Source organism: Gorillibacterium sp. CAU 1737, assembly GCF_039888655.1.
Taxonomy (GTDB): domain Bacteria; phylum Bacillota; class Bacilli; order Paenibacillales; family NBRC-103111; genus Gorillibacterium.
This window is the reverse complement of the sequence record NZ_JBDQQO010000001.1, coordinates 174,934-189,558: the sequence shown is the minus strand read 5'-3', so window position 1 is coordinate 189,558 and position 14,625 is coordinate 174,934. Positions and strand designations below refer to the sequence as shown.

The following is a 14,625-nucleotide window of genomic DNA, read 5'->3' as shown; positions in this document are numbered from 1 at the left end:
ACATCTCTCCTCTTAAGGATATGTGATAATTCCTTCATTCGTCCAAATTTCAACCTTACCCGGAATTGTTTTGTTAGGATATGTCCCGGATGCACGAGTAATAATTTCCCTTGCTTGGTTTGTAGTCAATCCTGAATCTCTTGCATCAATAATTACCGTTTCTGCCCCCTGTTTCAATCCCTTTTGTATCCTTGTTATACCCGTGTTAACATTGGGGTTTTCTAAAGTCTTGAGTTCTGTTTTAACTCCGTCAACTTTGAAATCAGGTGTTTTAACTTTAGAATTTGGGTCTTTTGGAATAATTTCAACATTTTTACCACTTGCAGTCAAATCATTTACAACTTTCTTTTCTGCTTCTGTTAAACCATTCAGAGAACCTGTAATTTTTCCCGTCCCCTTAGCGGGAGGCCGAGTATTTGGCCTCGATTCAACCTCTTCGGTTACCGTTAATAAGGGGTTGCCTCGTTTCGATGAAGTTCTTGCCCCACCGGATATCATCTTCGTTGCCATCAATCCATACGCTTCTGCTAATCGCTCGTTCACTTCTTCGATTTGATAGATTAAGTTTGCATCTGCTGTGGACTTCCCCTCTTTGCTGAAATTATAGGGGATTTTAAAGGTATCTTCCACGCTCATCAATTCCGGGAGGTGAAACCCAAAGATCGTAACTCCTTTCTTCACCTTGATTCCAAGGGCTTCTAATTGCTTCCTTGTTATATTTCCGTTGTTTCTTTCTAACGTCATCAGAATGACTAGATTTTGCTCATAGGTTCTATCAAGTGATACTGACTGTATGAATTTTGCCTCCTGTGGTGTTAAATCATAACTGACGTCAATGCTTGCAAAACCTTTATATTTATCCTTCTTAATCCTGTTTATTGTATACCCTGTGTTGACCGAAATTACCGTTCGAACCGAATCCTTCTTGCCAAAAACCAAGCTGGTTGTTCGAGCAAATGCTGACTTTGAACTGTTTAATCTATGTACACTTTCTTTGCCTGGAATCTCTATAATACCGGTTCTTTCAAGGGCAGTATACCATTCCTCCTTCGTCATTCCACGTTTTTGTGAACTTGCATATTTAACTGTGTTCTCAATAATTTTTGAGTCAAACTGCAGCGGTGTCACTATGCTATGGTAAGAACTGGGGTCCTTCCTAATAGCATTTGCTTGCTCCTGAACTGCTAGTCTTTCCTTATTATCAATAGCATTGTAATAAGCCGTTGTTAATGCCAAAATTTTTGCTTGCGCCTCGACGTTCATCTTGGAGTCGCCCTCGGCCCAATGCCCCGTCGGGTCGATAAAACGAATGGGATCGTTGTGCGCATAGGTGTAGAGGTTCAGGCTGAGCGGGTTCTTCTCTTCTCCCCAGTAGCTGTCCTTGGTGATGAATCGGCCAATGGCAGGATCATAATAACGTGCACGCAGGTAATACAAGCCTGTTTCTCCATCGTAGAACTCACCGGCATAGCGGATTGCTTCCTCATGCACCTCGATGCTGAGGGTCGGATTGCCGAAAATGTCGTAGTCGTACCGGTTTTGAACTTCTCCGGATTCTGTCACCGTCTGGACGACGTCTCCATGGCCATTGTATAAGTAGTCCTTCGCTTGCCCGTCTACTCCGATATGAGCAACATAGTTAACTCCCCGAATGTAGCGATTGCTCAGCTTCCCGCTTCCATCGGTTTCGAGGATGACATACTGCCGATCATAGACGATCTTCGTGATCTTTGCTTGGTAGCCATCTTTGGAACTGCGAATGGTTTTTTCCCGGCGTAATCCCTCTCCATCATAACGATAGTCCACCGTAACGCGGTTGCCGTTCTTCACCTTCACCGTGCTCTTCATCCGATTGAAACCGTCATAGGTGTACGATACCTTCTCAATCAGAGACGCAATTTCTCCAGTCTCCCCATAGGCCGATCCTCCCGTAGAAGGACGCAGGCCTGCTTGGCTTGGTTGAAGATAGCTGGTTCGTTGGCTAACCTGGTTGCCATTCGCGTCATACAGATAGGACAGCGTCTTTCGCAGTCGCTCTTGCCCATTGGCATCCAGCATCCGCTCTTCCACTTGCAGCAATTCGCTGGCGTCCGAATACACATAGTCGCTCTTCTTGACCCGATAGTCGGCTGACTTTCCATCCTGGTCATTCAATTCCGTAATCGGCTGCTCCGAAGCATAGGTCTCTTGCATAGATAACCGATTGTTGGAACCGTCATAGGCGTATACGGTTGTCTTACCAGGTGTAACGACCCGAGTGATCCGGCCATCCTCATCGTAGGTGTAAGTGGTTGTTCCGTAGTCATCTTTCCGTGAGGATTGACGTCCGTTTGCGTCATAGGTGTAAGTATAGCTAGAAATCACACTACCATCTGGGCGCTGATTCGTTAGGACCGTAAGGCGATTGTTCTTATCAAAGCGAAACTGCTCCTTAACTCCCCCACTATGGGTTACCGTGGTTCGATTGCCATTCTTGTCATATGCATAGCGAACAGACGCATCTCCATATGTTACTTCGACCATTCGGTTCGACATGTCGTAAGCATAGACCGTTTTGTTACCAAGTCTATCCGTCACCGATTGGATGTTTCCAACCTCATCATAGGTATAGTCCACTTCGGACTTGCCATCCTGTTGAACGTTGAGCAGTTGATTGAGCGGGTTCCATGCATACGTTCTTGTTCCGCTCTCATCCGTCATCTTTACCCGGTTCCCAACCTGGTCGTAGTCATACTGGATCTGGTCGCCTGTCTCGGTTACGCGCGTCTCCAGCAATAGATTCCTTGCATCATAGACAGAAACGGTATGGTGACCCAATCGATCCGTCATTACCTGACGATTCATAGCTAAGTCATAGGTATACTGTTCGGAGGTATTTGCTGCATCCGTTACCTTCCGAAGCAAACCAAATGAGCCGTATTCGTATTGAGTGAGCTTACCTCTCCCATCCTTCATCGATGTCTTATTGCCCACTCGGTCATACTCATAAGAAAATTCGGATCCAGATGGTTCCGTTACTTTGGTTACACGCCCGGCGGCGTCATACACATATCTTTTGCTATTGCCAAGTGCGTCCTCCTCTCGAACGACACGCCCTAATGCATCATAAGCATAGCGAACGCTAACTCCTTTTCCACGCGTCTGTTCCATCGTCACAGGGTCTGTTATTGTTACCATTTGATTGTTCAGATTATAGGTGTACTCGGTCCCGTATCTCTTCTCATCCGTACTAGCTGATGCGTAGCCCTCCGCATCAATCTTCTTGATCACATTGCCATTAGCATCATAGATGTTCTTCGAGATGACCGTTTCGTGCGGATCGAGGGTAAGAGATAAGCGATTCAAGGGATCATAGGTATACGTGATAGAATCGCCTTTGGCATTGGTTTCAGCTATCTTATTCCCTGATTTGTCATACTTCCTTGTTAAGGTCCGGTTGGCTGCATCGGTTGTGGTGATGAGCCTGTTTAGCGAGTCATACGAATAGCGTGTCTGATTCCCGCGTTCGTCTTGCGAAGACAGCTTATTCCCATTGGCATCATAAGTATACTGTTGGACGAGCTCTTGTTCCTTGACCATTCGAGAGGCAGTTTCAAGCTGACCCAATAAATCATATGAATAAGTAATCGTATAGCGCGATACCGCCTTATCATCAGACGAGGGATAACCATACGCTCTTGGGTCTATCTCTTGAATCATATTCCCCATCGCGTCATACGAATAACCTGTGATTTGACGGATCTTCCCGGGCTGCTCAGGATCTCGAAGAGCGGAGATATTGGGAAGCTTCACCACAGATTCAACATCCTGTTCATCTAAAAAACGTATACTCTTGGCCAATCGATTCTGGCTGTCGTACTCATACCCTTGCACATCAGACGACTGCGAATCTCGCAAACGGGTCGTTCGAATCAAGTTCCCATTCTTGTCATACTCGAATTGAGTATTTGCTCCACTACTATCAGCTTCCGACTTGACAAGATCATTGTCAAAGTAAGTGTAAGAGGTCGTCAGCAATGGCTCATCATCACGTGACCCGCGAACAGCCTTTTGTAGAATATTGCCGTTCTCATCATACTGATAGGTCTCTATGGTATAGATGATGTTCTTGCTAGCATCCAATTGGAAGGGAATCCTCTTCTCTGAGAGGCGGCCGTTCCCATCATACGTAAACAGGGTGCTATACCCCCGTTTGTCTTTCTCGGATACGACATTTCCATTTAAGTCATACCGATACTCGATGCTTGCTCCGAGGGCATCCTTACGGCTCTTCTCTTTTCCAAATGCGTTATACGAATAGGTTGTCGTGTTCCCCAGGGAATCAGTCTCGGTCAATCGATTGCCCAATTGATCATACGTATAGCTGGTGGTACCGCCATCTGCGTAAGAAACGTGAAGCAAGGCACCGTCAGGCTGGGATTCGTACTTCGTCTCCGAACCACGGGCGTCCACCTGCTTCACCAGATGACCCAACACGTTGTATTCCATCTTGGTCACATGGCCCAAGGCATCGGTTTGCTGGATGACTTGATCCAACCCATTATAGGAATAAACCAAGCCCGGAGAGGTATTCAGTTGCTCATGGAATTGGATCCCGTTTGCTTCCTTCACGATCCGCCCTGCTGCGTCATAAGCGATGTAACGAGTTCCTGTTCCATCCGGCGCGAAGACCGCCGTTTGCCGATTCATCCGATCATAGAGGTAGGAAGTTCCCGACATCGCTTTCCATTGCCCCGAAAGATCTTTGTCTTTATCGTATTGGTTTGGAGCAATCTCACGAATCAAATTACCCATTGCGTCATAGACATATCGCGTTGTTGCTGGACTACCATCAGAAGAGGCAGCTGTCTTGCGAATGAGCTGATTCATGTCATCGTATTCGTACTGTGTTGCGAGATGACGAGCATTGGTTTCTCGAATCAAATTGCCTACATCATCATATTCATACTGGATTGTGCCGCCAAGAGGATCCACTTTCTTGATTCGATTACCGTCATCATCGTATTCATATCGAGAGTGAAAGCCCATAGGGTCAATTTCATCTATTACTCGATTGCTATCATCATATCGATATTGAGTGGACACAAGCACACGATCCGCATACTCCGAATCGAAGGTTGCTTTGGCCAAATAATCCGGTCCAATGTCTGATGTCTTCACCAGAAGGGATTTCCTCATGAGCCGAGAGCGTTCATCGTACTCCATTCGGGTGACTGCATACTCATTGGAGCTTACTTTGTATAGCTCGGTAATCAAGTTTCCCGCGCGGTCATATTCACGTTTAACCTCTTTACCCGCAAGCCCCTTGGACCGGATTAATCTGCCTGCCTTGTCATACGTATTCTCTACAAGATCCTGGGCCGATGTTCGACTCACTTGCTTTCCGCTGCTGACCATTTCCGTTATGAGCAGCGTTTCTTGCGACAGCATTTTACCCGTTTCGTTATATTGGAACTCTACCCCTTTATAATCGTTACGATTGCCGTCGGTTTGGATAAATCGTTTTTGCATCACGACATTCCCAGCCGAATCGTAGGTGAAGAACGTGGACTGTCCCAATGGATCGACTTGCTCCAACAGTTCATTTTTCACCGAGTAACGGAATGTTTCTTGTGTGCCATCAGGGTATACCTTCCGGTATGGTTTTCCACCCAATGTCCGGTACTCGTACGTTTTATATCCCGCTTTATCTGTTGCGACGAGATAAAGATTACCGGTTAGATCATATTCATTCTTCTCCATTGATCCGTCTGCATGAAGAATCTGAGTAACCTTGCCTTGAAGATTGTAGCGGTACTCCTTCAGTCGATCTAACGCATCGGTTTCTGTTAGAACATTACCTGAACCGTCATAGGTGAATAGCTTGGAAGTCCGATTCGTCCCCTTTTGATCGTTCCAATTGGACAATCGCGCAGATACGACCCGAACCGGCTTATCCAGTACGTTGTATTCATATTCCATCCCTATCGATTTCTCAGGTGTCTTGGCGTTGTAGCCGGTTCCTTCAACCTTTTTTCGCACAAGTTTACGATTTCCCGCATACTCCAGGTATTGAATGATCTGCTGCTTCTGGCCGTCAAAGGCATATGTCTTCACCAATCGGTCCAGATCATCGTATTCATTCACCATACCAGGTGCGGAGGCTAGTGGCAGATCGAAATACCGAGGATCGACAGCTTTGGTCAGATTGCCCTTCGCATCATACTCGTAACGGGTTAGGTTGCCCATAGGGTCAACTTCTCCCGTTTTCTTGCCAAGCCCATCGTAGATGTAGGTTGTGGTAGCCTCAGCACCCGTAATAAGTTTGGTTTCTGCCGTCACGTTTCCAACCTTGTCATATGCATAAGTGGTTCGACGTACCTCTTTGTCATGGAAAGGGGCCGTCTTGGTCAGGATCTGGTTCTTATGGTTGTACGTGTACGAAGTCGTGTCATAACCGGAACCATTATAGAGTTGCTCGCTGAGGAGATTGCCCGCGTAGTCATAACTCCACTTCACTTCACTTGATCCGCGAAGAACCGTCTTTCCATCCCGAATCTCCTGTAACGATTCCTTTTGCCGAACGGGTTTGTTATTGGAGTTGTATTCCCATTCCTTCACATGCTTAAGAGTACCGGTGGTATCGGCATAATCAACGGATTTGATCACATTCCCATTCTTGTCATTCTCAAATTGAGTATGGCCGGATACGGTTTCGGTGACGGCCGGATAGGCATCGGTTAGTTGGCCCCATGCATTATAGGCATAAGCAATTCGAGAAGAATCTTGGCGCTTCCCGTCCGTATAGGCACCTTCCGTCTTGAGCGTGACATTGCCTACGGCATCATAAGTTGCGTTTGAGTAGAAATAATCGTTCGTTCCCTGTTGATACAGCTTCTGAGAGGTTTGTCGTCCCAGCGTATCGTATCCATACTCTGTGATCTTGCCCGTTGCTTCTTGAATAAGCAGCGGATTCCCTTCCGTATTATAAGTTCGCGTGGTTACATACCCGAGAGCGTCTGTCTCCTTGATTACTTTCCCTTGATGGTTGTATTCAAGCCGGGTGGTATGTCCCTTGGCATCCGTGCTCGAGATAAGATTCCCAACGTAATCATAATCATATTGGGTTGTGTAGAATTTGGTTCGATCCGGGGTAACTTCTTGCTTAACGAGCTGCTCTCGGATGTCGTAAGAGAGCTTTTGACTATACCCCTCTTCATCGGTCAACGTGACTTGCAAAGGTATGGCCTTGTCGACGCCTACCCGATAGTCCAAGGTTTGAGTCCCTTTGGCCACTTTGTCGTTCTCATAAGCCGTCTTGCGTATCAGGCGTTTGCTGCTGTCATATTCATATCGCCAGCTATGCCCGTTGGCATCCGTTAGCTTGGTGATGTTCCCGAAGGAATCGTACTCCACGGTTTGAGTAACATGCCAAGCCCCCTCGTTAAGAACGCTTTGCTTGACCAACGATCCTGTTATGTCATATTCATAAAGATTTTGGTTTCCATTGGGGTCCGTAAAATCAATCTGGAAGTTGGAATAGGAGTTGTCTAAATACCGATAGCTAAGAACTCTAGAATCCCCTATGATTCTCTTCGTAACTCGGCTCAACGCATCGTATTCGTAAGCGGTTTTCGTTCCCTTCGCATCCGTCTCGAAGACCAAATTGCCCGTCTTCATATCGTAAGCATAGGTTAGAGCAATCTCCTTGCCATCCATAATCTGATAGGATTTGGTTAAATAGGCGCCTTGAGTATCTGCTCCATTAGCATCTCGCCCATACTCATAGTAGGTCGTCCGTTCCTGATCGCTATGGACCGTCTTCCGCACGGTATTCCCATACGTGTCGTAGGCGTAATCCGTGATATCCCAAGGATGTTCCGAATCCGAGGTGGATTTCTTCTCGCTCAGGATATCCCCCTTGGCATCAAGATCATATTGAATTTGTCGAGTTGTCTTCGCATCCTGCTTCCAAACCTTCTGGGACAAAGCATGGAATTTATCATACGCATACGAGTAAACCACCAGGTGCTCGTTGTTGATCGGGTTCCCCTTGTCATCCCGCTCCGCTTCAGGCCCCACATAATTGGTCAAGTTCCCGTACTCGTCATAGCGGTAGTTGGTGATCTTCTTAACCGGTTCTCCAACCGATTTCCCATCGACAACTGCGTAATCATCGGTTTCTTGCTTCTTGACCAACTTCATCTCATCATGTTCGTTGGTCATGACTTGTCGATGGTTCTTCCCTTGTTTCTCGGTAACGATCATTTCATGTTTTCCGTTAAAGGTGTACTGGGTTGTGCTTCCCCCGGAATCCGTGATGAGCGTAGTGTAGCGATAGCTGTCTTTAAGATACGCTTCGTCGGATTCTTTGTAGCCCGTAACTCCGTATCCGTCTGCCTCATTGGTGTAGGCATAGGTATCCTTCTCTTTCACGTCCGTCTTGAAGCGCTCTAAAAAGTTCGAAGCAGCCGGATCATACCCCTGCTTGATGACATCCTGACGCTCGAAGATTTTCCGATACTGCATGCTGCCTTCGCTTAGGCCCTTGGTATAAGAGTTGTAGGTGTAACGCTTCATACGATTCTGTGCTACGTCACTGATCTGAACCAGATTCTCATATCGATTGTAAGCCGAATAATTCTTCCCGTTCGAGAAGGTGAACCCGAGATCCGGCTGCTCATACCAAAAGTGATATTTCGGTTTTTGATCCGTTCCATAAACCCGCTGCATCCGGGTCCGAACAACTTGTTTGGATGGAGTAACCAGAACGGCGGATTTATCATAGACAATCGTCTTGTTATCGGGGAGGTGGATAATCACCTGGAATTTCCCTTGCAGGTCCCCCGAATCGGTATTGTTGGGATTCTGAGAAGCCAGGTAATAATTATCAGCAGTGTAAGAGCTCGCTGTGATGGGACCAACCTTAAACGAGTGATCCTCCGGGTACTCCATCGTAACCACGCGCCCAATCGAATCCGTAATCTTCGAGATGAGCCGCTTGGTAACATACTGTCCATCGGTGGTGTAGTTCAAGGAGGAATACTCAAACATGATTTGATTGCCATAGCGGTCGACAATGCCCAGAATTCGGCCATCCTCCGCAAAGTACGTCTTCTTGCCGTCTTTTCCTGTCATGATATAGGCTGACGTACCGTCTGTTTGACCGTTAGAGTACTCGGTCGACCGCTTCACGACAACATCCTTGACCGTTTGTCCTTCCGGTAGAAAGTACCGTTCGCCTTTTTCCAAGTGCTCCCGAAGGGTATAGATGTCCCCGCTTTCGGTATGTAGGAATTTGTAGCTCGTTCCATCCCCATTATTGCGAATTTCCATATTGGGAAAGGAAAATCTCATGCCGATCCCCAGGTTGTAACGATCTTCGGCAAAGGAAGAAGTGACAGCATCCGAGTGAACGTAATCAACCCAAGCCCCATCCACATACTTCACGTTCATCTCTTGAACGTTAGCCGAATCGTTCTTATAGATTCTCTTCAGTTCCAAATCAAGTCCGTTACGACCCGGAAGCACGTAGTCAGTCTGAACAATTGAGAGAGAGCCGCTTTGCGGACTGATCTCTTCTTCGGTAACCGTGGTTCTCAAATAGACCGGAGAAAGCATCGTATTATATTGCTGCTTAGGCCCAACCAGGTTATTTAATCTCTCCTGCAAGGTTTCGGCATGCGCCGCAGGCAAGAGCAGCAGGGAGAAGAGAAAGAGTAGTAGAAAAGAACGGATGACTTTATTCAAAGCTTGCACCTCCGACAGAGTCAAAACAAACTTATATGAATACGAACGATTGATTAATCTTGATATTTCATGGGATAAAGCTTAGCCAGAATAGCCGTTTCCGAAAGGCCTTGGCCCATGAGCTTGACAACCGATTCCGAAGGCTGTGCAACCTTCCGCGCCAACACAAAGGCCTTGGTGATTTCCGCTTCACTCAGCTTGCTGGATTTCATGAATTGATCCAACTGCTCGGTAGTGATTTGGACGCGTGGAAGCTTAACGGGATTCTGAATCACATTCTCGTCTACACATACCTGACTCCAATTTCCAGCCTCCAGCCGTCTTTCCACAATATCTTTCACGGGTTTCTGTGTTACGAAGGAAATTCGATCCGCAATCATGACATCATCGGACGTCAATCGATCTTTCTCCAGATAGCCCTCAAGCTCCTGAGAATCAAAGGAACGAGGGATGAAGTCCGGGTGGGATTTCAGATAAGCATCAAATAGCTGTCCCCAGCCCTTTCCGGCCTTCTTCTGCTGTAACAAATCTTCCAATTCATTCATCAATCCATAGTTTTGAAACAAAAAGTCATAGGCAATGAAAATATCCTGTTTGGGGTAGCCCACGGCAAGCAAGCGGTCAATCTCGTTTTTGAATTCTTTTTGCACACTCAGATTCGTAAGAAAAGAATCGTAGCCCGAATCCCCTGTCTTGGCCTCAGCTAAACGAGAGTCCTTGTTCGATTGCTCAGAGGTCGTATTCGCCCGAGAGGAGAAAAGTCTTCCGAAAGGGTGATCCATCTGGGAGTAGGCGAGCACACTCGTTTGTCCTATGACCAATACCAGGATCACGATCAGAATGACTTTGGTTCGTTTTTGTCTATGCCACATAAAGGGTTATCCTCCGTTTACCGATGATTGGGGTTGAGCGCTTCGATCTCCTGTCTGATTTGCTCGGTAGGGTTCAAGGGCTTAACCGATTGAACCTCCGGTTTTGTCAACTCCGGCAATCCAGAGTCCTTGTCCTGAAGAGGTGAAGAGGAAGGTTGTTTGGGAGAGGATGCATTAGAGGACTCAGCTTCACTCGAATCATCGTTTGTCTGATTCTTTAGTTTGTTCAGCATGTCTTTCTCGATCCAGTCCAAGGTGACGAGCTCGTCTGCGGTGAATCCAAGCTTCTTCCGCTCCTTGTCTTGCTCGTACTGCTCCTTGTCCTTGAGGTAATCTTCCAGGTCCATATCCAATTGAAGGCTTAGCAAGTATTCGTCTAGAACAGCATTACTGGAACCCAGTTTCTCTTGAAGCTGCAATAGAAACGAAATGGCCTTCTTTTCATCAAATTTACTCTGCAGTTGGATGTACATGCTTTGTCTCTTTTCTTGCGGGGATTCGTCCACAAGTCTATTCACTTTCGGCTGTATGGAGTTGGCTGTCGTCTCGCGGGTCAGCTCCTCCAATTGAAAGATCACTCTTTCCGCTTGAAGCTTCGCTTCTTGAATCTGTTCCTCGTTGTATCCTGCCTTTTTCAACTCGTCAAGAAACGCCTCACCCAGACCGGATTCAGCTAACAAGGTGCTTCGGGCCCCTGTATCCAATGTGTTTTCTTTTGGGGTATTATGCTTCAATTCTTCGGCGATTTCGTTCCAATTAAGCCCTGATTTCTTAAGTTTCAATATCGCCGTTGTGGAGGCCCCCGTCAGATTGGATAAATCAGCCGCCGTTTGCTTATCAGCAGCCGTCACCTTGGTCTCCCCAAAAAGCTTTTCGGGGGCAAAGGAAATCGCCAGCTGAGCGAGAAGGGCCAGTACAGCGATCATCGCAATCCCTTTGGATAGCGGTTTCCATCTCATTTTATTCATCCTTTCAGAAGCTCCTTATTCCACCGTGACATGTAGAGTGACATCCCCATTGACCTTTCCTCGGAAAAGAACCGTTGTCAGCTCACCCGTCCAGGAGGTGCCCGGCACGATATTTTGATCCACTTTGAAAGTGATTTTTCCAGGTGTGTACGTAACGGTCAGATTCGAGCCTGGAATGAGGCCTGATTCCTGCAGGTCCGTCTTCGGTGTAAAGTCATATAAGTCCACAAGCTCCATTTGATTCGGATCGTAGGTGACCACGAAGGTCATTTCACTAAAATCCTGAACATGGGATGCAAATAAGGATAGATCAAAGACTTCATTTTTCCTTGTGCGAATCACATAATCCGGGCTTTTGGTACTCTTCTGTAGTGCGGGGCTCCAGGCCGTTACTCCGGTTGCATTCTTGGCTCTCACCCGGTACGTATGCGAAGTACCGGAAGATAACCCTTCATGAAGATAGGTTGTCCGATTCCCGATATCGACGGGCTGGCCATCAATCTCCAGCTCGTATTCGGTTGCCCCCTCCACTTTCCCCCAATGGAGCTCAATGGATTTCTGATCCGCATTGGCTTGTATTCCATCAGGAGCATCCGGCAAGTTGGGCAAGGTCGATAGAGCAAGAACTGCCACCCAATCCCCAGGACCATTTGCATTCTTAGCCCTGATTTTGTAAGTGTGGTACTCTTCGGGGTTGAGTCCGGAATGCTGGTAAAGGGTATCCTGTCCGTTATCAAGCAACTTCCCATCCACTTCAATGTCATATCGGGCATCCACATCTACCGCATCCCAAGAGAGCAGAATGGATTTGTTCGTGACTACTGCGACGATATTCGTCAAGGAAGTGCTCATGGCTTCGGGTGGCAAAGTTGACATGACGACGGGTTTGGACCATTCGCTGTCCCCACTAATATTCTTTGCCCTTATTCGATAGCTGTGCTTCTCGCTTGAAGTCAACTTCTCATGAACAAAGGAGCTTCCCTCCACGTTCACCACGCTGGTTCCATCCATTTCAACATCATAGCTGGCTGCATAGGGGACAACATACCATGACGTTGTAATCGTCGAAGCATCCGATGACATCATAATATTGGTTGGCATCATCGGTTTTTCAGGGTGAGTAACAACACGAAGCGGCTCGCTCCAGGGGCTCTTCCCCCCCTCGTTCTTCGCTCTAATGCGGTAGGTATGGTTGCTTACCGCCTCTAGATCTTTGTGGACAAATGACGTCTTGCTCTCATTCTCGATGATCAATCCATCTGCTTCCACTTCATAGCCGGTTGCTTCCTCCACAACAGGCCAATTCAATTCGACCGAATGGATCGAAAGGGATGGCGATATTCCCTTCGGCATTTGAGGAGGATTCGGCAAAGTCGCTTGTTGAAGAACAGGGCTCCATTCGCTGGCTCCTCCGGTATTGCTCGCCCTAACCCGCAAGCGGTAGTTTGTTTTCGCTTCAAGACCGGTAGATTCAAACGAATTGTGATTGCCATTGTAGATGATGGAGCCATTCGCTTCTACCTCATATTTGGTAGCTCGAGGAACTAAATCCCAGGAGAGCGACAAGCTGGTCTGCGATCTTCCATTAACTTTGAGGTTTCCTGGCACTGGCGGGGGATCCGGCAAGGTCTGCTTGGTTAGCCATGCGCTCCAGGCACCAATCCCTCCAGCATTCCGAACTCGAACCCGGTAGGTATGCTGTGTATTGGCTGTTAATCCACTATGTGTGTAGCTGGTGTTTAAGCCGTTATTTTTGACAATGCCATCGGCTTCTACATCATAGCCGGTTGCTCCAGCCACCGCAGGCCAGCTGAGTTTAATCCATTGTTGAGACAACTGATCGATTACGTTGGATGGGGGAAGAGGTAAAGTCGTAGCGATGAAGGAGCTGCTTGCTGTTTCCACCCCTTGTGTGTTCCGTGCCTTCACTTGCAAGGGATAGCTGGTCCCCGCTGTAAGCCCGCTTACCGTAATGCTCTTATTTGCAGGACTCATCCACTCTGGGGTGCTTGTGATGATTCCTGAGCTGTTCACATACTGAGCTCCAGCCTGAATCAGGTATTGGGTTCCGGCTGGATTGTGATCCGACAACGAGAGGCGGAATGAATTTTCAGTAGTTGCGGAGATCGACAAGGAAGGCTTCTCGGCTCGTGTGTAGACGGATTGCGTCTGACTAGCGACATGTCCTACGGCATCTTTTGCTTCAATTTTAACGGTATAATCCGTGTTTGGAGTTAAGCCTGTACGACTAAAGGTATTCTCGGAAGTCCATCCACTGGATACTGAACCTATGGTGAAGTTATACGGGCTGCTATGTAAACCCGAGAGTGCATCATGAGCAGAGCCTGTAAGTGTGATTTGCGATTCAGTAGCTGATGAATTTATTGAATCGATTGTAGGGTTAGATCTATCGATGACGATTGAAGTGAGCTCTTCAATCGTCTTTAATTCATCACCAGCACTAAACATTAATGTGTGGACTCCTTCCGACAAGCCTCTTATATCTAGCGAGTCAAATGTTACAACTTGAGGTGTTTCTGCATTCGTGATTAATCTAGTCCCACGAGGAGTTGTTTCGGAATCAATGTAGTATTTTACAGACAATGTGGACCCGCTTGTTCCCGAAACCTTGAGAATTGGGATTATTGATTGTTCAGTTATAACCATTTGATTAACAGGTGTAATGATTTCCATTTGCGGAAGCTTATAAATGCCTCTTCTTTCGTACCAAAAACCATTTGTATACCCTGAACTACTATAAGAACCATCGAGTGCTACTACACTTTCAATAAAGCTAGTCTTTCTATACACGTAAAAGGGTTCGGCGTAAGGCTCATATTTAATACAATAGGTAGATGACCCCGTCTGTTCTCCATTGCTGTTGTAGAAAATATCTGTTGTATACTCGACACAATATTCCGTAATAAGTGTCGTGTCATAGCCATATTTGTCATATACGTAATATTGCCCCTCAGAAAACCCCGTATTAACAGGAAAAACTAGCGAAATAACAAGTATGAAAACAAGAGCGAGTCGTATTTTTTCCATACGTGATG

At 46.8% G+C, this 14,625-nt stretch carries 4 protein-coding genes; all 4 read right to left on the bottom strand.

Going from position 1 to position 14,625, the window contains the following annotated elements:
• Positions 1 to 12 precede the first annotated feature (12 nt).
• Entirely contained in the window at positions 13 to 9,231 is a 9,219-nt protein-coding gene (locus AAFN83_RS00770) for an RHS repeat-associated core domain-containing protein (protein ID WP_347766410.1), read from the bottom strand.
• Positions 9,232 to 9,782: 551 nt separating this feature from the next.
• On the bottom strand, positions 9,783 to 10,601 hold the full coding sequence (locus AAFN83_RS00765; protein WP_347766409.1) for a hypothetical protein: 819 nt from the start codon (positions 10,599 to 10,601) through the stop codon (positions 9,783 to 9,785).
• Between the two features lie 17 nt (positions 10,602 to 10,618).
• On the bottom strand, positions 10,619 to 11,560 hold the full coding sequence (locus tag AAFN83_RS00760) for a hypothetical protein (protein ID WP_347766408.1): 942 nt from the start codon (positions 11,558 to 11,560) through the stop codon (positions 10,619 to 10,621).
• Positions 11,561 to 11,584: 24 nt separating this feature from the next.
• A complete protein-coding gene (locus AAFN83_RS00755; protein ID WP_347766407.1) occupies positions 11,585 to 14,617 on the bottom strand; it encodes a fibronectin type III domain-containing protein in 3,033 nt (1,010 codons plus the stop codon).
• Positions 14,618 to 14,625 lie beyond the last annotated feature (8 nt).

Excerpts from the sequence above, each read along its gene's own strand:
- AAFN83_RS00765 (WP_347766409.1), bottom strand. The coding sequence starts at position 10,601 with ATGTGGCATAGACAAAAACGAACCAAAGTCATTCTGATCGTGATCCTG.
- AAFN83_RS00760 (WP_347766408.1), bottom strand. The coding sequence starts at position 11,560 with ATGAGATGGAAACCGCTATCCAAAGGGATTGCGATGATCGCTGTACTG.
- AAFN83_RS00755 (WP_347766407.1), bottom strand. The coding sequence starts at position 14,617 with ATGGAAAAAATACGACTCGCTCTTGTTTTCATACTTGTTATTTCGCTA.